This window comes from Cumulibacter manganitolerans, from assembly GCF_009602465.1.
Taxonomy (GTDB): Bacteria; Actinomycetota; Actinomycetes; order Mycobacteriales; family Antricoccaceae; genus Cumulibacter; species Cumulibacter manganitolerans.
In genome coordinates this window covers 106,111-130,061 of the sequence record NZ_WBKP01000005.1, presented here as the reverse complement: position 1 = coordinate 130,061, position 23,951 = coordinate 106,111, and the positions used below count along the sequence as shown (strand labels likewise).

The following is a 23,951-nucleotide window of genomic DNA, read 5'->3' as shown; positions in this document are numbered from 1 at the left end:
ACCAGCCGAAGTCCTCAACGAGGTACTCTCAACGCCGCCAAAAACAACAGGCGTTGCGACGACCGCGTGAATCCGCCCCCGCTTTCGGTACCGAAGCACGCCGCGAACCGGGAGTGGAACCGCGATCTCCAGCACGCGGAGAGCACGCGGCCGGCAGTCGTCTCGATGCTTCTGAGGCGGGCGGGACGGCAGAGACAGGTGAAGCTCGGATTCCAGGTCACCTGTGCATAACGAGAGTCGTCCAGGCCTTCACATGGCTTATATTTCCTCGCATAGCAGCAGGTCACCGATGCGAGGGATCATCGACAGTGGCTCTTTCCGCGCACAGTGTCGTCGACACGGAAGTCAGGGAGCTGATCCGCAGACGCGGAATCGACCCCCTGGTGGACGCCGATGCAGTGCGGCGGCTCATCGATGAGGTCATCAGCGACTACGGCGACCGGGCACTCACGTCTTCGCTGCCGCCCATCACCGATACGCGATCCGTCGCCTCGACCGTCCTCAGCTCGGTAGCCGGGTTCGGTGCGCTGCAGCCACTACTCGACGACCCCGAGGTCGAGGAAGTATGGATCAACGCCCCTGGACGCGTCTTCGCGGCGCGCAACGGCGTGAGTGAGCTGACCACGGTGCTGCTGTCGGAGACCGAGCTCGGCGATCTGGTCGAGCGCATGCTGCGCACCTCCGGACGGCGGCTCGATCTGAGCACCCCGTTTGTCGACGCGCTCATGCCGGACGGATCACGGCTGCACGTCGTTATCCCCGATGTCACCAGGCGGCACATGGCCGTGAACATCCGGAAGTTCGTCGTCAAGGCGCAGCGGCTGTCGGAGCTCGTCCAGCTGGGGACGCTCACGCCGCACGCCGCCGCGTTCCTCGACGCCTCGATGATGGCCGGGCTCAACGTGATCGTCGCGGGCGGAACCCAGAGCGGGAAGACAACCCTGCTGAACTGTCTGAGCGCCGCCATTCCGCCCAAAGAACGGGTCGTCACCGTCGAAGAGGTCTTCGAGCTGAGGGTGCCGTTGCCGGACGTCGTCGCCATGCAGACCAGACAAGAGAACCTCGAGGGACAGGGCGCCATCTCCCTACGAAGGTTGATCAAGGAAGCACTGCGGATGCGGCCCTCCCGCATCATCGTCGGCGAGGTGCGACAGGCCGAGGCCCTGGACATGCTGATCGCGCTCAACAGCGGGCTGCCCGGTGCCTGTTCGATCCACGCAAACTCCGCGCGCGAGGCCGTGCAGAAGCTCTGCACACTTCCGCTGCTGGCCGGCGAGAACATCAGCGCCGGGTTCGTCGTGCCGACGGTGGCGACCGCGGTGGATCTCGTCGTGCATGCTCGGCTCGAGGCGGGTGGACGGCGGCGAGTGACGGAGATCGTCGCACTGTCCGGCCGCGTCGAGGGGTCCGTCGTCGAGATGGCCGACATCTTCCAGACCCGTGGCGGGAAGCTGGTCCGAGCGCAGGGATTCCCGCCGCACGCCGAGCGCTACGCAATGGCCGGCATCGACCTGCCGAGGCTGCTCGACGCGGGAGCGCGTCCATGAACGGGGCCAGTCGGTGACCGGCGCGCTGCTGGGGCTGACCGCCGGGCTCGGACTGCTGCTCATCTACTCCGCGTTCACCAGCGACGCCCCCAAGATCGGCCCGAAGGAGGACGGGCGCCGTCGCCGACTGCTGAACGAGGCCGGTCTGCCCTCCGTGTCGAGCGCGCAGCTGTGGCTGCTCCAGCTGGCGGCCGCGGCGCTCATCGCCGTTCTCGTGCTGCTCGCGACCAGCTCGGTAGCGATCGCGGCGCTGTTCGGCGCATTCGGCTTCGTGGCACCGCTGTGGTGGGTACGTCGGTTGCACGGCCGCCGTCAACGCGACCTGCGCGAGGTCTGGCCCGAGGCCATCGACCACCTGATCAGCGCGGTACGCGCAGGCATGTCCATCCCCGAGGCGCTCGGCGCGTTGTCGACGCGCGGCCCCGAGGCGCTCCGCGAGCCGTTCGCGCAGTTCGACGCCGACTACCGGACGTCGGGGCGGTTCACCGATTGCCTGGACGACCTGAAGGACCGGCTCGCCGACCCCATCGGTGACCGTGTCTGCGAGACCATGCGGGTCACCCGTGAGGTCGGCGGCAACGAGTTGGGCACGGTGCTGCGCACCCTCGGCCGGTTCGTTCGGGAGGAATCGCGGATTCGCGGCGAGATCGAGAGCCGCAAGCAGGCCGCCGTGAACGGCGCGCGGCTCGCCGCGGCGGCGCCGTGGCTGGTCCTCCTCCTGCTGGGCACGCAGTCGACGACTCTCGCGGCGTACGACACGCCGCTCGGCTTCATCGTGCTGCTGTGTGGTGCGGCGGTCTGTGTGGTGGCGTACCGGCTGATGCTTCGCCTGGGCCGGCTTCCCGAGGAAGCGCGGGTGCTTCGATGAATCCGGTCCTCATCGGGGCGCTGCTCGGACTCGTGGCGGGAGTCGGCGTGCTCATCGCGGTCTTCTCCTCACCGCCCGCGCGCCGGATGCCTCTGGCAGACCGGATCGCGCCGTTCGTCCGGGAGCAGCCACGCCCGTCCCGCCTGCTACGCGAGGACCCGGTCACCGGCCTCAACGCACTGGCGCGCAGCGTCCTGCCTCGAACCGGCGGTCTGGTAGCACTCATCGACAGGTGGTTCGGCGGTGCAGCGTCGGTACGACGACGCCTCGACGCGCTCGATGACTCCCGGGACGTAGAGGACATTCGCTTCGAGCAGATCCTGTGGGCGGTCGTCGGAGCGCTCTGCGGCGGCGCCGCCGGGCTGGCGATCACGCTGTACAGCGGACGCCTCCAGATCGCCTCGATCGTGCTGCTCGCGGTGGCCGGTGCGGCGGCCGGCGTGCTGGCCCGCGACTGGTGGCTCACCGTGCAGGTACGGCGTCGGGACGAGCGGATCATCGCCGAGTTCCCGGTCGTTGCGGAGCTCCTGGCTCTCGTGGTCACTGCCGGCGAGAGCCCGCAGGGTGCGCTGGACCGGGTGTCGCGGCTCGTCGGCGGAGAGCTCGGCCGATCGATCCAGGGTGCGCTCGGGCGTACCCGCAGCGGGGTGCCGCTGTCCGAGGCGCTCGAGCGGATGGCCCGGGCCAGCAGCCTCGACCCGCTCGCTCGGTTCATCGACGGTCTGGTGATCGCGCTCGAGCGCGGGACGCCGCTCGCCGAGGTGCTGCGCGCGCAGGCGGCGGACGTTCGTGAGCAGGCGAAGCGGCACCTCCTCGAACGCGGGGCCCGCAACGAGATCACCATGATGGTGCCGGTCGTCTTCCTCCTGCTTCCGGTCACGGTCGCCTTCGCCATGTTCCCGGGCCTGCTGTCCATCATCCAGCTTTCGCAATGACCGACCCCATCTGTTCCCGCTGTCCGAGGAGGCGCCCATGAGCTGGTTATCGAGATTGCTGGCGCAGTTGACATCCCTTCTGGTGGGACCTTGGCGCGGCGAGCGCGAACGCGGTGACGTCCCGGGCTGGGTGATGGTGGTCGTCATGACGGCGGCATTGGTGATAGCGATCCTCATCCCGTTCCGCGAGGCGATCGTCGAAGCGATCCAGAATGCGCTCAACTCGGTCACGGGCCAGTGACCGACGGCGCGGTCCACGTTGCGACGACGGGGCGGCGGTCGTCGAGTTCAGCATGATCGCCGTTCTGCTGTCCGCGATCTTCCTCGTGGTACTGCAAGTCGGTCTCTACCTGTATCAGCGAAGCGTGATCGCCGGCAGCGCGATGGCGGCCGCGCGGTACGCGGCCAACGCCAACGTCGGCGCGGGGCAGGGCGCCTCCCGCGCGGCCACGCTCATCGCCGAGGCGCTCTCCGAGCGGGCCGCCTCGACGATCAGCTGCACGTCGAGCGAGCAGGTCGGCGCGGGCGGCCTTCGGCTGGTCGTCGTACGGTGCACCGGGTCCATCCCCTCGATCGTCACGGCGCTCGGGTCGATGCTGCCCGTCGAGGTCACCGCCCGCGCGATCGTGGAGGGTCAATGAGTGCGCCCGCCGCCTCGGAGGACCGACGGCCGCGCGGTGACCGGGGCTCGGGCGTCGTCGAGTTCGTGCTGCTTGTCGTCGTGGTCTTCGTGCCGCTCACCTACGGCGTGCTCGCCTTCAGCGCGGTGCAACGCACGGTGCTCGCCGCCACCGACGCGGCCCGCCAGGCCGGCCGCGCCGTCGCCACCGCGCAGTCAGGCGACGAGGCGATGTCGCGCGCTCGCTATGCCGCTCAGCTCGCGGCCGAGAGCCAGAACGTCGATGTCGCGGGAATGCGGGTATGGACCGCCCCGCCGGGCGCGACGTGCGCGTCGACGACCGAGCGGTACGACGCCGCGCTGAGCAGCGGCGAGGTGTTCGTGGTCTGCGTGCAGATCCCGATCCGCCTCCCGCTGCTGCCCGAGCTGCTGAGCGCAAACACCGCCACCGGAAAGTACGTCGTCGCGATGGACGCGTTCCGGTGAAGATCGACCCGTCCACCCACCGCCATGCCGCCCCCGACAGCGAGCAGGGATCGACCATCCCGCTGCTGATCGGGTTCTTCATGCTCGCCGGTCTGCTGCTGACCGGGGGCGTCGTGGCCGGAGCGGCCTTCGTGCAGCTGCGCTCGCTGCAGTCCGCGTGTGACGGCGCGGCGATCGCGGCCGCCAACGGCTTCGAGCGGGGCGGCACGACCCTCGGCGAGGCGCTGCCGTTCGATCCGGGCGCGGCGCGGGCGGCCGTCGCGACGTACGCCGTCCAGGCATGGGGAGCCGAGGCCGCGCAGGTCGACATCGGGATCGACGTGGTCGGGGAGCAGGTGGTCGTGCGCTGCGCGCGGACCGCGCACGTGCCGTTCGAGACGGTGTTCGCACCCGGCGGCGTCCACCAGGTCGTCACCGCGACGAGTCGCGCACCGCTGCAGGGCTAGGGCGCAGTCCTCTCTTGGCGCTCGCGGGCTCGCCTACGCTGCAACGATGATTGACTTCACAAACGGTTCTGTGTTTCGACTCGGGGAACGTGACACCAGCGATGCGCAGGCTGAGCTATCGGAATTGCTCGTCCCGAACGAGCACGTAGTGCTGGCTTTCAAAGGCGGCCGGGACACGGTCACGTTCACGAACAAGCGGTTGATCACTGTCAACGTTCAAGGCTTGACGGGGAAGAAGCGCGACTACACATCGCTGCCTTTGGCGAAACTACAGGCGTGGAGCGTCGAGACGGCGGGGACCTTCGACCTCGACTCCGAGCTGGAGCTCTGGTTCAGTGCACTCGGGAAGGTGCGCCTCGAGTTCAAGGGACGAGTCGACATTCGCACTGTTAGCCAGCTCATCGGCCAGTACGCGCTGTAGCGAGTTCTATGAGACCGCCGATTTCGGCATTCCCGCCCCTCGTGCGCCGATCCCGGATAGCGTGAGGGGTGTACACCTGCCGCAGTTTCGGCAGTCATTCGACACAGGGAGACGCACATGTCGTTCGGTGACAAGGTAGACGCGAAGAAGGACCAGGTCGTGGGCGGTGCCAAGGAAGGCATCGGCGACGCGACCGGCAACCCCGACTTGCAGTCCGAAGGCACCGCCCAGCAGACGAAGGGCGACGTCAAGGAAGGCTGGGAGAACGCCAAGGACAAGGCCGCCGACGCGGTCTCGAACGTCAAGGAGAAGCTGGACGGCGACGGCCGCTAAGCACCTCGACACCGCAGTGGGGCGTCGCACTGGCGGCGCCCCACTGCCGTGTCCGCAGTACTCTGGTTGATTGTGTCCATAGATATCCCCGCCGAGCTGGCCGACCTCGACAGCACCCTTCGCAACATCGAAGCCGTGCTCGATCTCGACGCCAAGCGCGCGCAGATCGCCGATCTCGAGACCGAGGCCGCTCGCCCCGACCTCTGGGACGACCCCGAGTCCGCCCAGCAGGTGACCAGCAGGCTGTCGCGGCTGCAGTCCGAGGTGCGCGGTGCCGAGGGGATCCGGCAGCGGCTGGACGACATCTCCGTCCTGCTCGAGCTGGCCGAGGCCGAGGACGACGCCGACACCCAGGCCGAGGTGGTCTCCGAGCTCGCCGCCGTCCGCCAGCAGATCGGCGACCTCGAGATCCGCACGCTGCTGTCCGGCGAGTACGACGAGCGCGACGCGCTGATCACCATCCGCGCCGAGGCCGGCGGCGTCGACGCCGCCGACTGGGCGGAGATGCTGCAGCGCATGTACCTGCGCTGGGCGGAGAACAACGGCTACAAGACCGACATCTACGAGACGTCGTACGCCGAGGAGGCCGGCATCAAGTCGACGACCTTCGCAGTGCACGCGCCCTTCGCCTACGGCACGCTGTCGGTGGAGCAGGGCACCCACCGGCTCGTGCGCATCTCGCCGTTCGACAACCAGGGGCGCCGGCAGACGTCGTTCGCCGGTGTCGAGGTGGTGCCCGTCCTCGAGCAGTCCGAAGCGGTCGACATCCCCGAGGACGAGATCCGCGTCGACGTCTACCGCTCCTCGGGCCCGGGTGGCCAGGGCGTCAACACGACCGACTCGGCGGTCCGCATCACGCACCTGCCGACCGGCATCGTCGTCTCCTGCCAGAACGAGCGCTCGCAGATCCAGAACCGCGCTACCGCCATGGCGGTCCTGCAGGCGAAGCTGCTCGAGCGCCAGCGCCAGGAGGAGCAGGCGAAGATCGACGCCCTCAAGGGGGACGGCGGGAACTCCTGGGGCAACCAGATGCGCTCCTACGTCATCCACCCGTACCAGATGGTCAAGGACCTGCGCACCGACTACGAGGTCGGCAACCCGCAGGCGGTCTTCGACGGCGACATCGACGGGTTCCTGCAGGCCGGCATCAAGTGGCGCAAGGAGCGCGAGACCGCGTCCGCCGACTAGACGACCACCGGCTCGGGCACGGTCGTCGTCTCGTTGCGCCGCGCCCGGATCGCCCACGACATCGCCGCGGCGAAGAAGCACAGCCCGCCGCTGATCACGAAGGCCGGCGCATAGCTGCCCGCGTGATCGCGGATCAACCCGGCGCCGAGCGCGGCGACCGCCGCGCCCACCTGGTGCGAGGCGAACACCCAGCCGAAGACCACCGGCGCCTTCGCGCCGAACGTGCGCTGGCACAGCGCGACGGTCGGCGGCACGGTGGCCACCCAGTCGAGCCCGTAGAAGACGATGAACGCCCACATCGGCGGGTTCGTCGACGGTCCCAGCAGCATCGGCAGCACCAGCAGCGACCCGCCGCGCAGCGTGTAGTAGACGACCAGCAGGATCCGCGGGTCGTACCGGTCGGTGAACCAGCCCGAGGCGACGGTCCCCGCGATGTCGAAGATGCCGACCAGCGCCAGCAGCCCCGCCGCGGCGGTCGTCGGCATGCCGTGGTCGTGGGCGGCCGGCACGAAGTGGGTGCCGATCAGCCCGTTGGTCGAGGCGCCGCAGATCGCGAAGCCGCCCGCCAGCAGCCAGAACACCCGCGTCCGCGCGGCCTCCCGCAGGACGTCGAACGCGTACCGGGCGGTGCCCTTGGCCAGCGCCACCCGGGGCGGAGTGGGCTCCGATTCGGTCGCGCCGTACGCCTCGAGCCCGACGGCGTGCGGATGGTCCGGCAGCAGCGTGAGCACCAGCGGGATCACCGCGAGGGCGACCGCCGCGACGGTGAACGACGGGACCCGCCAGCCGAAGCTCTCCGACAGGTAGGCGATCAACGGCAGGAACACCAGCTGCCCGGCCGCGCCGGCGGCGGTCAGCACCCCGCTGACGAGCCCGCGGCGGGCGACGAACCACCGGCCGGTGACGGTCGCGACGAACGCCATCGACATCGACCCGGTGCCGACGCCGACCAGCACGCCCCACAGCAGCAGCAGCTGCCACTCGTCGGTCATCAGCACCGCGAGCCCGCTGCCGGTCGCCACCAGCAACAGCGCGCCGGCGACCACCCGCTGGATGCCGATCCGGTCCATCAGGCTCGCCGAGAACGGCGAGATCAGCCCGAACAGCAGCAGGTTGATCGAGACCGCCAGCCCGATCGTCCCGTGCGTCCAGCCGAACTCCTTGTTCAGCGGATCCATCAGCACGCTCGGCACGGAGCGGAAGGCGGCGGCGCCGACCAGGGTCAGGAACGCGACGACGGCGACGATCCAGGCGCGATGCGGCAGCCGGCGGCGCCGCGAAGGAGCGGTCTCGTCGAGCAGTGGTTCGGTCATGGGTCGATTCTGTCGATCGGTCGGGAGCGCGGGTAGTGGCAGGAACGCCAAGTTGTGAAAGAATTCTGCCATGACGCATTCGGTGGCGATCCTCGCCCTGTCGCCCGTGATCGGCTACGACCTGGCCATCCCGCCCCAGGTCTTCGGCGTCGCGAACGAGGTGCTCGGCCGGCGCGAGTACGACGTTCGCACGGTCGGCGTGACCGCGGACCCGGTGACCAGCGTGCACGGCTATGCGATCGTGCCACAGGCGGGCGTCGAGGCCCTCGCCGCGGCCGACACGGTGATCGTGCCCGGCACCGTCATGCCCGGCCCGCGCCGCGAGGGTCGGCTCCCCGACGACCTCGCCGAGGCGCTCGCCGGCGTCCGCCCGGGCACCCGCCTGGTGTCGATCTGCACCGGCGCCTTCGTGCTGGGCGCCGCGGGACTGCTGGACGGGCGACGGGCGACGACCCACTGGGACAAGGCGGCCGACTTCCGCCGCCTCTACCCGAAGGTCGACCTCGACCCGAATGTGCTGTTCGTGGACGACGGCGACGTGCTCACCAGCGCCGGGTTGTCCGCGGGCAACGACCTGTGCCTGCACATCGTCCGCAAGGACGTCGGGGCGGACGTCGCCAACGAGGTCGCCCGGTACCTCGTCGTCCCGCCCTGGCGCGAGGGCGGCCAGGCGCAGTACATCGACCGCGCGGTGCCGCTGGACGACGCCGGCAGCACGGCGGCCCTCCGAGCGTGGCTCGCCGAGCACCTGGCCGAGAAGCACTCGATCGCGAGCCTCGCGGCGCACGCGCACATGAGCCCGCGTACCTTCGCTCGCCGGTTCCGTGAGGAGACCGGCCAGACCCCGGGCGCGTGGCTCACCCAGCAGCGGATCCGCGAGGCCGAGCGGCTGCTGGAGGCGACCGACCTGCCGATCGACCTGGTCGCCCAACGGGCCGGCCTCGGCACCGGCGCGTCACTGCGCCAGCACATGCGGCGGACGGCGGGTGTAGGACCGGCGAGCTATCGGCGTACGTTCAGGGGACCGGAGTCCACCCGGCATCCACACCGAGAGGCGGTTTGATGAGCGCGCGCTTTCCACACCTGCAAGGAAACTCCGACCTTCGCGATGCGGTTCGGGCACTGTGCTCAAAGTTCCCGCTCGAGTATTGGGAGCAGCACGACGGTGAGCACGAGTTCCCTGAGGCGTTCTTCCAGGCCTTCGCGGACGCCGGCTTCATGGGCGTGCTGGTGCCCGAGGAGTACGGCGGCGACGGCGGCCAGATCGCCGATATGTGCGCGATTCTGGAGGAGATCGCATACAGCGGCGCGGCGATGAACGGATGCTCGACCGTGCACATCCCGATGCTGAGCATCGCAGCCATCTCCGCATTCGGTACCGAGCAGCAGAAGCAGAGCATCCTGCCCGCACTGGCCAAGGGCGACCTCTATGTGACCTTCGGTGTCACCGAGCCGGACGCCGGGACCCAGACCACGAAGATCCGCACCTTCGCCAAGGAGACCGCGCCGGGGGAGTTCCTGATCAACGGCGGCAAGGTCTGGAACTCCGGGGCGCTGCGCGGCGACAAGATCATGGTGCTGACCCGCACGTCGACGCCGGGACCGGAGGAGAACCAGGCGCTCGGGCTCACCCTGTTCCTCACCGACCTCAAGGCCGACTCGGTCACCATCCGGCCGATCAACAAGATCGCCCGCAACGCCGTCGCGTCGGCCGAGGTGTTCTTCGAGGACCACCCGGTCTCCGAGGCCGACATCGTCGGCGAGAAGGGCCGCGGCTTCTACCACCTGTTGCACAGCCTCAACTCCGAGCGGCTGATGCTGGCGAGCGAGTCGCTGGGCATGGGGCGCTGGGCGCTGGACGCCGCCTCGGCGTACGCCAAGGAGCGGGTGGTCTTCGACCGGCAGATCGGCAAGAACCAGGCCGTCGCGCACCCGCTGGCCGACTCGTTCCTCAAGCTGGTCGCCGCCGCCAACGTGCTGTACGACGGCGCTGCCCAGTACGCCGCGCGGGGCGCCGGCGAGGTCGGCACCTACGCGAACGCCGCGAAGTACCTCGCCAGCGAGGCCGCCTTCGAGTGCGCCGACCGGGCGATGCAGACCTTCGGCGGCTACAGCTTCGCGCGCGAGTACCACATCGGCCGGTTCTTCCTGGAGTCGCGGCTGATGCGGATCGCGCCGGTCAACAACCAGATGGTCCTCAACTACATCGCCGAGCGCGAGCTCGGGCTCCCGCGGTCGTACTAGATGCCGGAGGGCCACACGCTGCACCGGATCGGCCGCGAGCTGACCGATGCGTTCGCCGGCACCGCGCCGGCGGTCACGAGCCCGCAGGGCAGGTTCGCCGAGAGCGCGGCCATCCTGGACGGCCGACCGTTCGAGCGCGCCTGGGCGCACGGGAAGCTGCTGTTCGTCGAGATCGGCGGCCAGACGGTGCACATCCACCTGGGGTTGATCGGCAAGCTGGCGGTGCACGCCACCGACGGGGCCGAGCCGGCCGTGCAGGGCGCCGTCCGGCTGCGGCTGCTCAACGAGCGGTATGTCGCCGATCTACGCGGCCCGATGGTGTGCACCCTGGTGACGCCCGTCGAGGTGGACGCGCTGGTGGCGCGGCAGGGCCCGGACCCGCTGCAGCCGAGCGCCGAGCCGACTCGCGCGTGGGAGCGCATCCACCGCAGCGGCAAGAGCATCGCCGAGCTGATGATGGACCAGAGCGTGATCGCGGGCGTCGGCAACATCTACCGCTGCGAGGTGCTCTGGCGGCAGCGGGTCAACCCGGCGTACGCCGGACGGCGCATCAAGCGCGGCACGGTCGAGGCCATGTGGCACGACCTGGTGCGGTTGATGCACGTCGGCGTGCACACCGGGCGGATCATCACGGTCGAGGAGGACGTCGCCGACGCCGAGCGGGACATCGCGCAGGGCGCCCTCAAGCCGGCGTACGACCGGCCCAACTACGTCTACCAGCGCGACGGGCAGCCGTGCCCGCGCTGCGGGGCCCGGATCCGGACGCGGGTGGTCGCCGGCCGGAACCTCTTCTGGTGCGGCGGCTGCCAGCGCCGCACCTAGCAGGGCTGCGCCGGGCGAGGGGCGCGCGCACGCCGCCGGGCGCCGGGTGCGAGAGTGAGCGCATGGATGAGACCACGATCACTGTCACCGTCCCCGACGGCACCGTCCTGCAGGTCTACCGCTGGGCGCCCGAGGGCGAGCCGCGCGCCGTCGTGCAGGTCCAGCACGGGCTCGCCGAGCACGCCGCGCGCTATCGCCGGTTCGCCGAGGCGCTGACCGACGCGGGGTACCTGGTCTACGGGCCGGACGGACGCGGCTCGGGCCGGACGGCGAACGGCGACTACGGCAACTGGGGCCCCGACGGGTGGCCCGGCTGGATCGCCGACATCGGCGAGCTCAACCGGCGCATCAAGGAGGACAACCCCGGGCTTCCGGTCGCGTTGTTCGGCCACAGCCTGGGCTCCTTCGCGAGCCAGCAGTACGTCCTGGACCACTCCGGCGACATCGACGCGCTCGTGCTTTCCGGCACCACCGACCCCGGCCCGCTGTCGGCGTCCCTCGGCTCCGACGAGCCGTCCGACCTGTCGGCGTTCAACGCGCCGTTCGAGCAGCGCACCGGGTACGAGTGGCTCTCGCGCGACGAGGCCGAGGTCGACAAGTACGTCGCCGACCCGGCCTGCGGCTTCCTCGCACCGCCGTTCCCGGGCGCCGACACCATGCAGCGCTCGTCCGATCCCGCCGAGGTGGCCCGCGTGCGCCCCGATCTGCCCGTGCTGCTGGTCTCCGGCGACGCCGACCCGATCGCCGGAGGCGGTGCGCTCGTGGAGGCGGTGGCGCAGCGCTACCAGGACGGCGGTGTGAAGGACGTGACCGTCCGGCTGTATCCGCAGGCCCGGCACGAGCTGCTCAACGAGACCAACCGCGACGAGGTGACCGCCGACATCCTCGCGTTCCTCGACCGCACCGTCGGGTCGCAGGCCTAGGTCGCGGAGACCAGCAACGGCTGCGCGGCGGTCCCGCAGAGCCCTTGGGAGTCGGCGAGCTGGGCGGTGCTGAGCCCCAGCCCGTCGGCCGACAGCGTCGTCGTGGCGTCGACGAACACCCATTCGCCGACCGGCGCGCGCAGCGCGGTCACCGTCAGCGTGGGCGGGATGAACAGCCAGTCGCCGAGCGGCAGCTCGTTGGACAGCCCGTTGGCGGAGTCGGCGACGACGATCAGCCGTTCCAGCCCGGACGTCTCGCGACTCGCCACCAGGGGCACCCGCAGCCGCGACCACACAGCGGCCGGGCCGGGCGTGTCGAGCGAGCCGTGGGTGAACCGCCACTCGATGGCCTCGCCGTAGCCCCAGTCGGTCAGCCCGACGAAGAACCGCTGCGGCTGCTCGTCCGGCAGCTCGGGGGCGCGGTAGTCGTGCACGCCGCGCGCGGGCGGCTCGGCGCCGGTCACGATGTGCCACGCGCTCGCGGCCGCGACGACCCGGTCGTCGACCGTCATCGTCGCCTCGGTACGGCAGATGCGGCGTCCGGGGCGGGTGATCTCGGCGCGCACCACGCACGGCTTGCGCGGGATCACGCCGAGGAAGTCCACGCTGATGCGGGCCAGCCGCAGGCTGGGATCGACCAGGTCGGTCATCGCGTGCGCCAGCAGCGCGGACGGCGGCCCGCCGTGCTGGGCGCTGCCGTCCCACGGGCTCATCGTCGCGTACGTCGGCTGGTAGCGGCCGCCGTCCGCGGGCAGGTAGAACGCCTCGACACCGGTCATGCTCTCGGACATGGCGCGATAGTAGCGAGGGGCGATCGGCCGCCCCGCCGGCCGCCCGTTTTGTGAGACGGCGCCTAATTGACTACGAATTGATAACGACGCGGTAGGATACTCCGTTGTGATTCGTCTTGAAAACGTCAGCAAGTTCTACTCGACGTCGACCCGGCCTGCCCTGGACGACCTGTCGCTGGAGATCGACAAGGGAGAGTTCGTCTTCCTGATCGGTCCGTCGGGGTCGGGCAAGTCGACGTTCCTGCAGCTGCTGCTCCGCGAGGAGACGCCGTCGAAGGGGGACGTGTACGTCGGCGGCCGGCACCTGAACAAGATGAGCAAGTGGCAGGTGCCCAAGCTCCGCCGCACCATGGGATGCGTCTTCCAGGACTTCCGCCTGCTGAAGAACAAGACCGTCGCGGAGAACATCGCGTTCGCGCTGCAGGTCATCAACAAGCCGCGCAGCACCATCCGCAAGGTCGTGCCCGAGGTGCTCGATCTGGTCGGTCTCGAGGGCAAGGCCGACCGCATGCCCCACGAGCTCTCCGGCGGTGAGCAGCAGCGCGTCGCGATCGCCCGCGCGTTCGTGAACCGTCCGCTCGTGCTGCTCGCCGACGAGCCCACCGGCAACCTCGACCCCGAGACGAGCCAGGACATCATGCTGCTGCTGGAGCGCATCAACCGCACCGGCACGACGGTGCTGATGGCCACCCACGACTCCAACATCGTCGACGCCATGCGCCGTCGTGTCATCGAGCTCGACAACGGTCGGCTGATGCGCGACCAGAGCCGCGGCGTCTACGGCGTCGGCCGCTGACCCCACAACCTTCTTCCCGCTGGCCTGCACACCTCGTAGCCACGAACCCCTGAGGAACCAATGCGTCTGAAGTTCATCCTGTCCGAAGTAGTGGCAGGTCTTCGTCGGAACCTGACGATGACCATCGCCATGATCCTCACGACGGCGATCTCCCTCGGCCTGCTCGGTACCGGTCTGCTGATCAAGCGCGAGATCGACGAGATGAAGACCATCTACTACGACAAGGTCCAGGTCTCGATCTTCCTGACCAACGACATCAGCGACCAGGACAAGTCCGCGATCCAGGACAAGCTCGACGGGCTGAAGGACAAGGGCGAGGTGAAGGCGGTCACCTACGAGTCGCGCGACGAGGCGTACGAGCGGTTCAAGAAGCAGTTCGAGTCGCAGCCCGACCTCGTGAAGAACACCCCGAAGGAGGCCATCCCGGCGTCCTACCGGGTGAGCCTGGTGAACCCGGAGAACTACGAGGCCATCGCCAAGGCGTTCACGGTGTCGACGAACGGCGGCGTGCCCACCTTCGACAAGGGCGTCGACTCGGTGCGTGACGAGGGCCAGATCCTCGACCGGCTGTTCTCGGTGCTCAACGGCCTGCGCAGCGCGGTGATCGCCATCGCGATCGCCGGCGCCGTGGCGGCGCTGCTGCTGATCTCGAACACCGTGCAGCTAGCGGCGTTCACGCGGCGCACCGAGACCGGCATCATGCGCCTGGTCGGCGCCTCGCGCTGGTACACCCAGGTGCCGTTCGTGATCGAGGCGGCGGTTGCCGGCCTGATCGGCGCCGGCCTGGCGATCGGCGGCCTGTTCATGCTCAAGCGGCTGCTGTTCGAGGGCGCCTTCGCCAGCGTCGTCGAGCACGGGACCATCCCGCCGGTCTACGCCTCCGACATCTGGGCGGTGTCGCCGCTGATCGCCGGAGCCGGCATCGTGCTGGCCGGCCTGACCGCCTGGCTGACGCTGCGGCTCTACGTCCGCACCTGATCTGGGAGAATGGCCGAATGGCCAAGGAGACCGGGAACAAGCTGATCGCCAGCAACAAGCGCGCCCGCCACGACTACACGATCACCGACACCTACGAGGCGGGGATCGTGCTGCAGGGCACCGAGGTGAAGTCGCTGCGCGCCGGGCGTGCGAGCCTGGCCGATTCGTTCGCGATGGTCTCCGACGGCGAGGTCTTCCTGCACCACGTGCACATCCCGGAGTACACCCAGGGCTCGTGGACCAACCACCTCCCGCGGCGGACGCGCAAGCTGCTGCTGCACGCCCGGGAGATCGACAAGATCGCCCAGAAGACGCACGAGGGCGGCGTGTCGATCGTCCCGCTGTCGATGTACTTCAAGGACGGCAAGGTCAAGGTCGAGATCGGCCTCGGCAAGGGCAAGAAGGAATGGGACAAGCGCCAGGACATCGCCAAGCGGGACGCCGAGAAGGAGATCCGCCGCGAGATGGGGCGCCGTTTCAAGGGGCGGTAGGTTCGGAGGAATGAACCCTCCGAAGAACGACGGCGCGATCCCTGCCTACGTCAGGCGTCTCGGGATCCCCGGGCTGGCCGACATCCACGTGCACTTCCTGCCCGAGAACATGCTCGCGAAGGTATGGGCGTACTTCGACCAGGGCAGCTCCAACTACGGACGCGAGTGGCCGATCACCTACCGCTACTCCGAGGAGAAGCGCCTGGAGCTGTGCCGGTTCTTCGGGCTGAAGGCGATCCCCGCGCTGTGCTATCCGCACAAGCCCGGCATGGCCGAGTGGCTCAACATCTGGTGCGCGGAGTTCGCGCAGCGGGTGCCGGACGCCGTCCACTGCGGCACGTTCTACCCGGAGCCGGACGTCGAGCGGTACGTGCGCCGGGCGCTCGCGCGCGGCGCCTGGCTGTTCAAGATGCACGTCCAGGTCGGCCAGTTCGCCCCGGACGACGACCAGCTGTGGCCGGCCTGGGAGATGCTCGAGGACGCCGGTGCCCCGGTGGTGATCCACGCCGGATCGGCGCCGTTGCCCGGGGAGTACACCGGCAGCGAGCGGGTACGCGCGGTGCTGCGCAAGCACCCGCGGCTGACGCTGGTGATCGCGCATCTGGGCATGGGGGAGTACGACGCCTTCGCGGACCTCGCCGAGGAGTTCGAGAACGTGCACCTGGACACCACCATGGCCGGCACCGACTTCACCAATCAGCTCGCGCCGATGCCCGACGCGTACCTGTGGCGGCTGGCGGCGCTGGGCGACAAGGTGGTGCTGGGCTCGGACTTCCCGAACATCCCGTACCCGTACGCCCACCAGCTCGAGGCCCTGGACCGCTTCGGCTTCGGCGACGAGTGGCTGCGCAAGGTGCTGTGGGACAACGGCAAGCGGCTGATGCGCATCCCCGACCCGCAGGTGGAGAGTTCGGCCACAAACGATCGATAGAACCTCTCGTTAAGCGGGGATTTGATATAGGTTGGCTATAACGCCGCCGGTGCTGCGGCGGACTCAACCGAAATGGAGAATCGCCAGACATGTCCCTGATCAACACCAAGATCCAGCCCTTCACCGCCAGCGCGTACAAGGCGACCGAGAAGGACTTCGTCGAGGTCACCGAGCAGGACGTGCTCGGCAAGTGGGCCATCTTCTTCTTCTACCCGGCCGACTTCACGTTCGTCTGCCCGACCGAGCTGGCCGACCTCGCCGACTACTACGACGAGCTGCAGAAGCTCGGTGTCGAGGTGTACTCGGTCTCCACCGACACCCACTTCGTGCACAAGGCGTGGCACGACACGTCGGCCGAGATCAAAAAGATCGAGTACTACATGCTCGGCGATCCGAACGGCGTGATCACCAACAACTTCCAGAACATGCGCGAGGGCCAGGGCCTCGCCGACCGCGCCACCTTCCTGATCGACCCGGACGGCGTCATCCAGTTCATGGAGACGACCTGCGAGGGTGTCGGTCGCAACGCGGCGGAGCTGATGCGCAAGGTCAAGGCCGCGCAGTACGTGCGCAACCACCCGGGCGAGGTCTGCCCGGCGAAGTGGGAAGAGGACGAGGCCTCCGCGACGCTCACCCCGAGCATCGAGCTCGTCGGCAAGATCTAGCGCTCGGCGCAGACCCGACGCCCGGGGCCGGCCGCTGCCGGCCTCGGGCCCGCCACCTTCCGCACCCGCGACCCCGGAGAAACCGCATGCTCACCGCAGACCTCACCGCCCAGCTGACCCAGTACCTCGAGCTCGTGCGCGAGCCCATCGAGCTGCGCAGCACGCTCGACGACAGCCAGCCGAAGTCTCGGGAGATGGCCGAGCTGCTCGACGGGATCGCCGCCTGCTCGGCGAAGGTCAGCCACGTCCGCACCGACGACGACGACCGGGCGCCGTCCTTCGCGATCGTCCGCCCGGGCACCGACATCTCGGTGCGGTTCGCCGGGCTGCCGCTGGGGCACGAGTTCACCTCGCTGGTGCTCGCGCTGCTGCAGGTGGGCGGCCACCCGGTTAAGGAGGAGCAGGCGCTCATCGACGCCGTGCGCGACCTCGACGGCGACTACGAGTTCGTGACCTACATGTCGCTGACCTGCCAGAACTGCCCGACCGTCGTCCAGGCGCTCAACACCATGGCGGTGCTCAACCCGCGGATCAAGCACACCGCGGTCGAGGGCTCGTTGTTCCAGGACGAGGTCAACGCGCGCAAGATCCGCGCCGTGCCGACCGTCTACCTCAACGGCGAGGAGCTGGCCTCCGGGCGGATGGACATCGCCGACTTCGTCGCCAAGCTCGACGAGACCGCGGGCGCACGCACCGCGGAGGCCCTGAACGAGCGCGACCCGTACGACGTGCTGGTCGTCGGCGGTGGGCCCGCCGGGGTGGCGGCGTCGGTCTACGCCGCGCGCAAGGGCATCCGCACCGGCCTGGCCGGCGAGCGGATCGGCGGCCAGATCCTCGACACGATGGCGATCGAGAACTTCATCTCGGTGCCGCACACCGAGGGACGGCAGATGGCGGCCGCGCTCGCCGAGCACATGGCGCGGTACGACATCGACCAGATCAAGAACGTCCGGGCCGCGTCGCTGCGGCGCGCGCGGGACGGCGGCCTGCACGAGGTCACCTTCGAAGGCGGCGGATCGCTGCGTGCGCGGACGATCGTGCTCGCGACCGGCGCGGCCTGGCGCACCCTCGACGTCCCCGGTGAGGCCGAGTACCGCAACAAGGGCGTGACGTTCTGCCCGCACTGCGACGGCCCGCTGTTCAAGGGCAAGCCGATCGCCGTCGTGGGCGGCGGCAACTCCGGGATCGAGGCCGCCATCGACCTCGCGGGCGTCGTCGACCACGTGACCGTGATCGAGTTCCTCGACGAGCTGCGCGCCGACGACGTGCTGCTGCGCAAGCTGCGCTCGTTGCCGAACGTCGAGGTCATCAGGTCGGCGCGGACGACGGAGATCACCGGTGACGGCCACGAGGTCACCGGCCTGCTGTACGAGGACCGCGCGAGCGGTGAGCGCCGACGGCTCGACGTCAGCGGCGTGTTCGTCCAGATCGGTCTGCTGCCGGCCACCGAGTGGTTGAAGGACTCGGGCGTGACGCTGTCGGAGCGGCTGGAGATCGAGGTGGACCACCGCGGCGCCACGAACGTCTCGGGCGTCTTCGCGGCCGGAGACGCCACCACGGCGCCGTACAAGCAGATCGTCATCTCCATGGGCGACGGCGCGACTGCGGCGCTGAGCGCCTTCGACCACCTGATCCGCCAGGAGGTGCCGGCATCCGAGCCGGCCGACATCGGGGCGCGGAGCGGGGTATGAACATCCGCGACCTGGGGTACCTGGTGGCTCTGCACGAGCACCGGCACTTCGGTCGCGCCGCGGAGGCCAGTGACTGCAGCCAGCCGACGCTGTCCACGCAGGTGCGCAAGCTCGAGACCGAGCTCGGCGTCGAGCTCGTCGAGCGTGGATCGCGGCAGGTGCTGTTCACCGCCGTGGGGGAGCGGATCGTGCGGCGCGCTCGGCGGATCCTCGCCGAGGCGGGCGAGATCCGGGAGATCGCCCGCCAGGTGCATAGCCCGAACGGAGGAACGATCCGGCTGGGCGCGTTCCCGACGCTCGCGCCGTACCTGCTGCCGCACGTCATCGGGTCGCTGACGCGCGGATTCCCCGATCTGGAGATCCTGCTCGTCGAGGAGAAGACGGAGGAGCTGCTGGCGCAGCTGCGCGCCGGAAGCCTCGACGCGGCGCTGGTCGCGCTGCCGCAGGACGACGCCGCCCTGCACGTGGAGCCGCTTTTTCGCGAGGAGTTCGTGCTCGCCACGCCGGTGGGTCACCGGCTCGCCGAGCTCCCCGGACCGCTGCGGAGCGCCCAGGCCGCCGACGACCTGCTGTTGCTGGCCGATGGGCACTGCCTGCGCGACCAGGCCCTCGAGGTGTGCCGGATGTCCGGTGTGCAGGAGCGCAAGGGGTTCCAGGCCACCAGCCTGGAAACACTGCGCCTCATGGTCGCAGCCGGCGTCGGCGTCACACTGATGCCGCGGCTGTCCGTCGCACCGCCGGTCGTGCGCAATCCCGGCATCGCCCTGCGTGAGCTGCAGGCGCCGGCGCCGTACCGCGAGATCGCGCTGGTTCGCCGCGCCTCCAGCGTGCAGCGCGACCTCATCGACGAGATGGCGGGCGTCCTGCGCGGCGCCCTGCCGGCCGACGTCCGGCCGCTGCCCTGACGGGATGCCCCCGGCCCGTTGTGCTGTGACCACTTCGGGCGACGTCGCCCGAAGCCGCAACAAGACAACGGGCGGGGGGACGCCGTCGATCAGCGCATCTCGTCGAGCACCAGCACGGTCTGGCTGGCCTGCACCTCGGGGATCGCCTGGAGGCGGTCGAGGACCAGCGTGCGCAACGCGACAGCGTCGGAGACCCGCACCATCAGGATGAGGTCGAACTCGCCGCTGACGAGAGCCGCGTGCGCCACCTCGGGGATCACCCGCACCTGCTCGCGGACCGACTTCCACGACTGCTGCGTGATCCGCAGGTAGATGTACGCCGACAACCCGACGCCGAGCTTGTCCGGGTCGGTGGTCACCGTGTAGCCGGTGATGACGCCGCGGGCATGCAGGCGCTCGATGCGGTCGTAGGCCGTCGCCCGGGAGATCCGCAGCTTCTCGGCCAACGCGCGAATGGAGATGCGCGCGTCGGCCTCGAGGGCCGCGATGAGGCGCCGGTCGGTCGCGTCGAGATCGACCGTTCGTCCGGTCCGCCCCGCGTCCTTCGGCTCCGATTCAGGCATGTTGCCTCCGACCGTGCGATCTGGTTGCAGATGCTCCAGCGTATCCGCCGCCGCTCTGGACGGATGGCTATGGCCCCGATCACACTGATGAGGACGCCGTCTCGTCAGGAGCTCGCCATGACCACCGAGAATCTGCTCCCACCGACCGGGCGCCCGATCACCCTGATCGACGCCGACGGCCACGCTGCGGACAGCGACCAGCTCAAGCTGCCGGACGAGCAGGTGCTCGTCGGTCTCTTCGAGGCGATGGTGATCGGACGTCGGTTCGACCAGCAGGCGACCGCGCTGACCAAGCAGGGACGCCTGGCGGTGTATCCGTCGTCGCGCGGGCAGGAGGCGTGCCAGGTGGCGGCCGCGCGGGTGCTGCGGGCGGAGGACTGGCTGTTCCCCACCTACCGCGACAGCGTCGCGCTCGTCAGCCGGGGCCTCCCGCCGCTCGAGGTGCTCACGCTGCTGGCCGGTGACTGGCACTGCGGCTACGACCCTATCGAGCGGCGTACGGCGCCACAGTGCACGCCGCTGGCCACCAACGGGCTGCACGCGGTCGGGGTCGGCCACGCCGCCCGGCTCCGCGGCGAGGACTCGGTGTGCCTGGTGCTCACCGGCGACGGCGCCACCAGCGAGGGCGACGCCCACGAGGCGCTCAACTTCGCGGGTGTCTGGAAGGCGCCCGTGGTGTTCTTGATCCAGAACAACGGGTATGCGATCAGTGTCCCGCTGGCCAAGCAGACCGCTGCCGCTTCCCTGGCATACAAGGGAATCGGCTGCGGCGTCCCGTCGATGATCGTCGACGGCAACGACGCCGCCGCGGTGTACGCCGCCCTGGAGCTCGCCCGCGACCGGGCAGCCGCGGGAGAGGGGCCGACGCTGGTGGAGGCGATCACCTACCGCATGGAGGCGCACACCAACGCGGACGACGCCAGCCGCTACCGCGAGCAGTCCGAGGTCGACGCGTGGCGTCGCCGGGACCCGATCGACCGGCTGCGGATCTACCTGAGCGACCGCGGCCTGCTCGACGACACCGCCGAGCGCGAGCTCGCCGAGGCCGCCGAGCAGCTCGCCGCCCAGACTCGCTCGGCACTGAACGCCGATCGTCCGATCGACCCCGCGGCCATGTTCGATCACGTCTACGGCACGCCCCGCGCGGCCCTGCGCGCGCAGCGAGCGATGGTGCTGGAGGAGTCGAAGCAGTCATGACGGGGATCAGCCTGGCCGGGGCGATCAACCACGCCCTCGCCGACGCGCTCGAGGCCGACGACTCCGTGCTGGTGTTCGGGGAGGACGTCGGGACCTTGGGTGGGGTCTTCCGGGTCACCGACGGGCTCGCCGCGCGGTTCGGAGAGCGCCGCGTCTTCGACTCACCGCTCGCCGAGGCCGGCATCGTGGGCACCGCGATCGGGATGGCGATGAACGGCCTGCGCCCGGTCGTCGAGATGCAGTTCGACGCCTTCGCCTACCCGGCCTTCGAGCAGATCGCCAGCCACGCCGCGAAGCTGCGCAACCGCACGCGTGGCGCGGTCGCTCTGCCGATGGTGATCCGCATCCCTTACGGGGGTGGGATCGGAGGAGTGGAGCACCACAGCGACTCGTCCGAGGCGTACTACGCGCACACTCCCGGGCTGACGGTGGTCTCGCCGTCCGACGCGGACGACGGCTACCACCTGCTGCGGCAGGCGATCGCGTGCGACGATCCGGTGGTCTTCCTCGAGCCGAAGCGGCGGTACTGGACGACGGGGGAGGTCGGCGACCGGCCGGTCGCCCCGTTCGACGCCGCCGTCGTGCGGCGGGCGGGTTCCGACGTCACGCTCGTCGCGTACGGCGGAACCGTCGCCACGGCGCTGGACGCCGCCGAGGCGGCCGCGACAGACGGAGTGTCGATCGAGGTGGTCGACCTGCGGTCGCTGTCGCCGTTCGACGACGCGACCGCCGCCCACTCCGTCCGCAAGACCGGTCGCGCGGTGGTGGTCCACGAGGCGGCGCGGTTCGGCGGCTACGGCGCGGAGGTCGCGGCCCGGCTGTCCGAGCAGTGCTTCCATCACCTGCAGGCCCCGGTCCTGCGGGTGACCGGCTGGGACGTCCCGTACCCGCCGCCGCGGCTCGAGGAGCACCACCTGCCGAACGTCGACCGGATCCTCGACGCCGTCGACCGTCTGCAGTGGCACGATCGCGCCGTCCAGGAGGTGGCCTACTGATGGCCGAGCTCACGCTGCCCGACCTCGGCGAGGGGCTGACCGAGGCGCGGGTGCTGCGCTGGCTGGTCGCAGTGGGGGACGAGGTCGTGATCGACCAGCCGGTCGTCGAGGTGGAGACCGCCAAGGCCGTGGTGGAGATCCCGATCCCGTACGCGGGCGTGGTCACCCGGATCGCCGTCCCGGAGGGCGAGACCGCGACGGTCGGTCAGCTGCTGATCCAGGTGGAGCCGGTCGCCGGCGAGGACGCGGTCGCCGCCAGCAGCAAGGAGGACACCGACGGCGGGAGGGTGCTGGTCGGCTTCGGCGTCCCCGACGAGCCGGCGCGGCGGCGCCGTCGTGCATCGAGCGCCAAGAGGCCGGGAACCGCCACCCGCGGGGTCATCTCGCCGGTCGTACGGCGGCTCGCCCGTGATGCCGGCATCGCGCTGGAGGACGTTGTGCCGCAGGACGGCGAGGTGATCTGCCGCGTCGATGTCGAGCGGGCGATCGCCGCGCGGCACGCGGCGTTAGCGCCGGCGGACGAGCCGGCCGCCGAGCCGGCGGGCGCGCCGGCCGCCGACCGTGCCGAGACCCGCGGCGTGCGGCGGATCCCGCTCGCGGGCGCCCGCGGGTTCGCCGCCGACAAGCTCTCCCGCTCGCGGCGCGAGATCCCGGAGGCGACCGTCTGGGTGGACGTCGATGCGACCGCGTTCCTCGAGGCCCTCGCGGCGTTGCGCTCGACCGAGCACCCGCTGAGTGTGCTCGCACTGCTGTCGCGCTTCGCGATCGCGGGTCTGCGGCGGTTCCCCGAGCTGAACGCGTGCGTCGCCGACGGCGTCATCTCGCAGTACGACGCGATCAACCTCGGTTTCGCCGCGCAGACCGAACGAGGACTCGTCGTACCGGTCGTGCAGGGCGCCGGCGCGATGTCGCTGGCCGAGCTGGACGAGGCGCTGTCCCGGCGGACCGAGCAGGCCCGCGACGGCCGGTTGCCGCCGGAGGCGTTGCGCGGGGGCACCTTCACGGTGAACAACTACGGCGTGTTCGGGGTCGACGGCTCAGCCGCGATCATCAACCACCCCGAGGTGGCCATCCTCGGGATCGGCCGGATCATCGACCGTCCGTGGGTCCTCGACGGGACGCTCGCCGTCCGCAAGGTCGCCCAGCTGACGCTCGCGTTCGACCACCGGGTGTGCGACGGGGCGGTGGCCGGCGGGTTCCTGCGGTACGTCGCCGACTGCGTCGAGGCGCCGGCCCGGCTGCTGCTCGATCTCTAGGCCGACATCGCCGCGGGAATATCCGCTCGCGGGGGACCGTTCCTTCGACGTACACTGAACGGCCGACAACTACATAGGGATGACAATGACGCTTTCACCGGCGTCATCCCCATCACGGGGGTGAATGGTCTCGACTGTGGACGTCGCGACAGGTGAAGCGGGCCGAGGAAGGCGACGATGATCTCGTTAACCATGCGTCGTAAACCAATAAGCGCCGAATCTAATCAGCGCGACTTCGCCCTCGCTGCCTAAGCAGTAGGCGAGTCTGTCAGACCGGGAGGCCTCCGGCCCGGACCCTGGCATCGACTAGGAGGATCACCAACCGACCCGGCCACGGGGTCGCGCGGGACATCTCACAGTGGCTGGGCCCGTCACAGGATCTTGTGCACATGAATCCTGGGGCCGAGTAGCGACCACGTGCACTGCGCCCGGAGAAGCCCTGTCAAACCGCCATAGGACGCGGGTTCGATTCCCGCCACCTCCACCGTTCCCCAGTTCTGCGGGGCAGTAGGACACGCTAATCACCCGATAGCGTGTCCTACTGCCC

27 protein-coding genes and 1 other RNA gene are annotated in these 23,951 nt (G+C 69.8%); 25 read left to right on the top strand and 3 right to left on the bottom strand.

All coding sequences use genetic code 11. The annotated features are described in order from the left end of the window. From F8A92_RS03475 to prfB, 10 genes are all read left to right on the top strand, one after another. Nucleotides 1-1,547: CpaF family protein (locus F8A92_RS03475; RefSeq protein ID WP_228389157.1), on the top strand; the 1,547-nt coding region annotated here is incomplete at its 5' end. A 13-nt stretch (nt 1,548-1,560) separates the two neighbouring features. Continuing rightward, on the top strand, nt 1,561-2,415 hold the full coding sequence (locus F8A92_RS03470) for a type II secretion system F family protein (RefSeq protein ID WP_153503363.1): 855 nt from the start codon (nt 1,561-1,563) through the stop codon (nt 2,413-2,415). Further along, nucleotides 2,412-3,350: a type II secretion system F family protein gene (locus tag F8A92_RS03465; RefSeq protein WP_153503362.1), complete on the top strand. Its 939-nt coding sequence runs from the start codon at nt 2,412-2,414 to the stop codon at nt 3,348-3,350. The genes F8A92_RS03470 and F8A92_RS03465 overlap by 4 nt, the downstream gene beginning before the upstream one ends. Before the next feature lie 37 nt (nt 3,351-3,387). Further along, complete coding sequence (locus F8A92_RS03460; RefSeq protein ID WP_153503360.1) at nt 3,388-3,591, top strand: hypothetical protein; 204 nt, start codon at nt 3,388-3,390, stop codon at nt 3,589-3,591. Then, entirely contained in the window at nt 3,563-3,991 is a 429-nt protein-coding gene (locus F8A92_RS03455; RefSeq protein WP_153503358.1) for a TadE/TadG family type IV pilus assembly protein, read from the top strand. Before F8A92_RS03460 ends, F8A92_RS03455 begins: the two co-directional genes overlap by 29 nt. Then, on the top strand, nt 3,988-4,455 hold the full coding sequence (locus F8A92_RS03450) for a hypothetical protein (RefSeq protein WP_153503356.1): 468 nt from the start codon (nt 3,988-3,990) through the stop codon (nt 4,453-4,455). The genes F8A92_RS03455 and F8A92_RS03450 overlap by 4 nt, the downstream gene beginning before the upstream one ends. Beyond that, nucleotides 4,452-4,901, top strand: coding sequence for a pilus assembly protein TadG-related protein (locus F8A92_RS03445; RefSeq protein WP_153503354.1), 450 nt, complete (start codon nt 4,452-4,454; stop codon nt 4,899-4,901). Before F8A92_RS03450 ends, F8A92_RS03445 begins: the two co-directional genes overlap by 4 nt. Nucleotides 4,902-4,947: 46 nt before the next feature. Further along, nucleotides 4,948-5,322 (top strand): PH domain-containing protein, encoded by a 375-nt coding sequence (locus F8A92_RS03440; RefSeq protein ID WP_153503352.1) that lies wholly within the window; start codon nt 4,948-4,950, stop codon nt 5,320-5,322. A gap of 117 nt (nt 5,323-5,439) precedes the next feature. Then, nucleotides 5,440-5,655 (top strand): CsbD family protein, encoded by a 216-nt coding sequence (locus F8A92_RS03435; protein ID WP_153503350.1) that lies wholly within the window; start codon nt 5,440-5,442, stop codon nt 5,653-5,655. A gap of 69 nt (nt 5,656-5,724) precedes the next feature. Next, nucleotides 5,725-6,843 carry a peptide chain release factor 2 gene (prfB, locus tag F8A92_RS03430; RefSeq protein WP_153503391.1) on the top strand — a complete coding sequence of 373 codons (1,119 nt, stop codon included), beginning with the start codon at nt 5,725-5,727 and terminating at the stop codon, nt 6,841-6,843. Here prfB and F8A92_RS03425 read toward each other — a convergent pair. Further along, a complete protein-coding gene (locus F8A92_RS03425) occupies nt 6,840-8,156 on the bottom strand; it encodes an MFS transporter (RefSeq protein ID WP_228389155.1) in 1,317 nt (438 codons plus the stop codon). The genes prfB and F8A92_RS03425 overlap by 4 nt on opposite strands. Before the next feature lie 70 nt (nt 8,157-8,226). Here F8A92_RS03425 and F8A92_RS03420 point away from each other — a divergent pair, with 70 nt between their 5' ends. From F8A92_RS03420 to F8A92_RS03405, 4 genes are all read left to right on the top strand, one after another. Next, nucleotides 8,227-9,219 (top strand): GlxA family transcriptional regulator, encoded by a 993-nt coding sequence (locus F8A92_RS03420; protein WP_153503346.1) that lies wholly within the window; start codon nt 8,227-8,229, stop codon nt 9,217-9,219. Next, entirely contained in the window at nt 9,219-10,400 is a 1,182-nt protein-coding gene (locus F8A92_RS03415) for an acyl-CoA dehydrogenase family protein (protein ID WP_153503344.1), read from the top strand. Before F8A92_RS03420 ends, F8A92_RS03415 begins: the two co-directional genes overlap by 1 nt. Then, nucleotides 10,401-11,222 (top strand): Fpg/Nei family DNA glycosylase, encoded by an 822-nt coding sequence (locus tag F8A92_RS03410; protein ID WP_153503342.1) that lies wholly within the window; start codon nt 10,401-10,403, stop codon nt 11,220-11,222. It abuts the gene before it with no gap. A 62-nt stretch (nt 11,223-11,284) separates the two neighbouring features. Then, nucleotides 11,285-12,145, top strand: coding sequence for an alpha/beta hydrolase (locus tag F8A92_RS03405; RefSeq protein WP_153503340.1), 861 nt, complete (start codon nt 11,285-11,287; stop codon nt 12,143-12,145). Here F8A92_RS03405 and F8A92_RS03400 read toward each other — a convergent pair. Continuing rightward, on the bottom strand, nt 12,142-12,936 hold the full coding sequence (locus tag F8A92_RS03400; protein WP_153503338.1) for a thioesterase family protein: 795 nt from the start codon (nt 12,934-12,936) through the stop codon (nt 12,142-12,144). The genes F8A92_RS03405 and F8A92_RS03400 overlap by 4 nt on opposite strands. A 106-nt stretch (nt 12,937-13,042) precedes the next feature. Between F8A92_RS03400 and ftsE the strand changes: the two genes are divergently transcribed. The 7 genes from ftsE (at nt 13,043) to F8A92_RS03365 (ending at nt 19,393) form a co-directional block, all read left to right on the top strand. Beyond that, a complete protein-coding gene (gene ftsE, locus F8A92_RS03395) occupies nt 13,043-13,732 on the top strand; it encodes a cell division ATP-binding protein FtsE (protein ID WP_153503335.1) in 690 nt (229 codons plus the stop codon). 60 nt (nt 13,733-13,792) lie between these two features. Beyond that, nucleotides 13,793-14,710 carry a permease-like cell division protein FtsX gene (ftsX, locus tag F8A92_RS03390; RefSeq protein ID WP_153503334.1) on the top strand — a complete coding sequence of 306 codons (918 nt, stop codon included), beginning with the start codon at nt 13,793-13,795 and terminating at the stop codon, nt 14,708-14,710. 17 nt (nt 14,711-14,727) lie between these two features. After that, nucleotides 14,728-15,201 (top strand): SsrA-binding protein SmpB, encoded by a 474-nt coding sequence (gene smpB / locus F8A92_RS03385; protein WP_153503332.1) that lies wholly within the window; start codon nt 14,728-14,730, stop codon nt 15,199-15,201. Between the two features lie 10 nt (nt 15,202-15,211). Beyond that, nucleotides 15,212-16,132, top strand: a complete 921-nt coding sequence (locus F8A92_RS03380; protein WP_153503330.1) for an amidohydrolase family protein — start codon at nt 15,212-15,214, stop codon at nt 16,130-16,132. An 89-nt stretch (nt 16,133-16,221) separates the two neighbouring features. After that, complete coding sequence (gene ahpC, locus F8A92_RS03375; protein WP_153503328.1) at nt 16,222-16,797, top strand: alkyl hydroperoxide reductase subunit C; 576 nt, start codon at nt 16,222-16,224, stop codon at nt 16,795-16,797. An 86-nt stretch (nt 16,798-16,883) separates the two neighbouring features. Continuing rightward, nucleotides 16,884-18,488 (top strand): alkyl hydroperoxide reductase subunit F, encoded by a 1,605-nt coding sequence (gene ahpF, locus F8A92_RS03370; protein ID WP_153503326.1) that lies wholly within the window; start codon nt 16,884-16,886, stop codon nt 18,486-18,488. After that, a complete protein-coding gene (locus F8A92_RS03365) occupies nt 18,485-19,393 on the top strand; it encodes a LysR substrate-binding domain-containing protein (protein WP_153503324.1) in 909 nt (302 codons plus the stop codon). Before ahpF ends, F8A92_RS03365 begins: the two co-directional genes overlap by 4 nt. An 89-nt stretch (nt 19,394-19,482) precedes the next feature. Here the strand turns inward: F8A92_RS03365 and F8A92_RS03360 are convergent, their stop codons facing one another. Continuing rightward, nucleotides 19,483-19,956: an Lrp/AsnC family transcriptional regulator gene (locus F8A92_RS03360; protein WP_153503322.1), complete on the bottom strand. Its 474-nt coding sequence runs from the start codon at nt 19,954-19,956 to the stop codon at nt 19,483-19,485. Between the two features lie 117 nt (nt 19,957-20,073). Between F8A92_RS03360 and pdhA the strand changes: the two genes are divergently transcribed. From pdhA to ssrA, 4 genes are all read left to right on the top strand, one after another. Then, nucleotides 20,074-21,153 carry a pyruvate dehydrogenase (acetyl-transferring) E1 component subunit alpha gene (gene pdhA / locus F8A92_RS03355; RefSeq protein ID WP_153503320.1) on the top strand — a complete coding sequence of 360 codons (1,080 nt, stop codon included), beginning with the start codon at nt 20,074-20,076 and terminating at the stop codon, nt 21,151-21,153. Next, nucleotides 21,150-22,148, top strand: a complete 999-nt coding sequence (locus F8A92_RS03350) for an alpha-ketoacid dehydrogenase subunit beta (RefSeq protein ID WP_153503318.1) — start codon at nt 21,150-21,152, stop codon at nt 22,146-22,148. Before pdhA ends, F8A92_RS03350 begins: the two co-directional genes overlap by 4 nt. Next, a complete protein-coding gene (locus tag F8A92_RS03345) occupies nt 22,148-23,404 on the top strand; it encodes a dihydrolipoamide acetyltransferase family protein (protein ID WP_153503316.1) in 1,257 nt (418 codons plus the stop codon). The genes F8A92_RS03350 and F8A92_RS03345 overlap by 1 nt, the downstream gene beginning before the upstream one ends. A gap of 116 nt (nt 23,405-23,520) precedes the next feature. Continuing rightward, nucleotides 23,521-23,891: a transfer-messenger RNA gene (ssrA, locus tag F8A92_RS03340) on the top strand. Nucleotides 23,892-23,951: the final 60 nt, after the last annotated feature.

Excerpts from the sequence above, each read along its gene's own strand:
- ftsX (WP_153503334.1), top strand. The coding sequence starts at position 13,793 with ATGCGTCTGAAGTTCATCCTGTCCGAAGTAGTGGCAGGTCTTCGTCGG.
- F8A92_RS03365 (WP_153503324.1), top strand. The coding sequence starts at position 18,485 with ATGAACATCCGCGACCTGGGGTACCTGGTGGCTCTGCACGAGCACCGG.
- F8A92_RS03420 (WP_153503346.1), top strand. The coding sequence starts at position 8,227 with ATGACGCATTCGGTGGCGATCCTCGCCCTGTCGCCCGTGATCGGCTAC.
- F8A92_RS03460 (WP_153503360.1), top strand. The coding sequence starts at position 3,388 with ATGAGCTGGTTATCGAGATTGCTGGCGCAGTTGACATCCCTTCTGGTG.
- pdhA (WP_153503320.1), top strand. The coding sequence starts at position 20,074 with ATGACCACCGAGAATCTGCTCCCACCGACCGGGCGCCCGATCACCCTG.
- smpB (WP_153503332.1), top strand. The coding sequence starts at position 14,728 with ATGGCCAAGGAGACCGGGAACAAGCTGATCGCCAGCAACAAGCGCGCC.
- F8A92_RS03360 (WP_153503322.1), bottom strand. The coding sequence starts at position 19,956 with ATGCCTGAATCGGAGCCGAAGGACGCGGGGCGGACCGGACGAACGGTC.
- ahpF (WP_153503326.1), top strand. The coding sequence starts at position 16,884 with ATGCTCACCGCAGACCTCACCGCCCAGCTGACCCAGTACCTCGAGCTC.
- F8A92_RS03415 (WP_153503344.1), top strand. The coding sequence starts at position 9,219 with ATGAGCGCGCGCTTTCCACACCTGCAAGGAAACTCCGACCTTCGCGAT.
- F8A92_RS03465 (WP_153503362.1), top strand. The coding sequence starts at position 2,412 with ATGAATCCGGTCCTCATCGGGGCGCTGCTCGGACTCGTGGCGGGAGTC.
- F8A92_RS03450 (WP_153503356.1), top strand. The coding sequence starts at position 3,988 with ATGAGTGCGCCCGCCGCCTCGGAGGACCGACGGCCGCGCGGTGACCGG.
- ahpC (WP_153503328.1), top strand. The coding sequence starts at position 16,222 with ATGTCCCTGATCAACACCAAGATCCAGCCCTTCACCGCCAGCGCGTAC.
- F8A92_RS03435 (WP_153503350.1), top strand. The coding sequence starts at position 5,440 with ATGTCGTTCGGTGACAAGGTAGACGCGAAGAAGGACCAGGTCGTGGGC.
- F8A92_RS03425 (WP_228389155.1), bottom strand. The coding sequence starts at position 8,156 with ATGACCGAACCACTGCTCGACGAGACCGCTCCTTCGCGGCGCCGCCGG.
- F8A92_RS03350 (WP_153503318.1), top strand. The coding sequence starts at position 21,150 with ATGACGGGGATCAGCCTGGCCGGGGCGATCAACCACGCCCTCGCCGAC.
- F8A92_RS03455 (WP_153503358.1), top strand. The coding sequence starts at position 3,563 with ATGCGCTCAACTCGGTCACGGGCCAGTGACCGACGGCGCGGTCCACGT.
- F8A92_RS03380 (WP_153503330.1), top strand. The coding sequence starts at position 15,212 with ATGAACCCTCCGAAGAACGACGGCGCGATCCCTGCCTACGTCAGGCGT.
- F8A92_RS03345 (WP_153503316.1), top strand. The coding sequence starts at position 22,148 with ATGGCCGAGCTCACGCTGCCCGACCTCGGCGAGGGGCTGACCGAGGCG.
- F8A92_RS03410 (WP_153503342.1), top strand. The coding sequence starts at position 10,401 with ATGCCGGAGGGCCACACGCTGCACCGGATCGGCCGCGAGCTGACCGAT.
- F8A92_RS03440 (WP_153503352.1), top strand. The coding sequence starts at position 4,948 with ATGATTGACTTCACAAACGGTTCTGTGTTTCGACTCGGGGAACGTGAC.
- F8A92_RS03400 (WP_153503338.1), bottom strand. The coding sequence starts at position 12,936 with ATGTCCGAGAGCATGACCGGTGTCGAGGCGTTCTACCTGCCCGCGGAC.
- F8A92_RS03405 (WP_153503340.1), top strand. The coding sequence starts at position 11,285 with ATGGATGAGACCACGATCACTGTCACCGTCCCCGACGGCACCGTCCTG.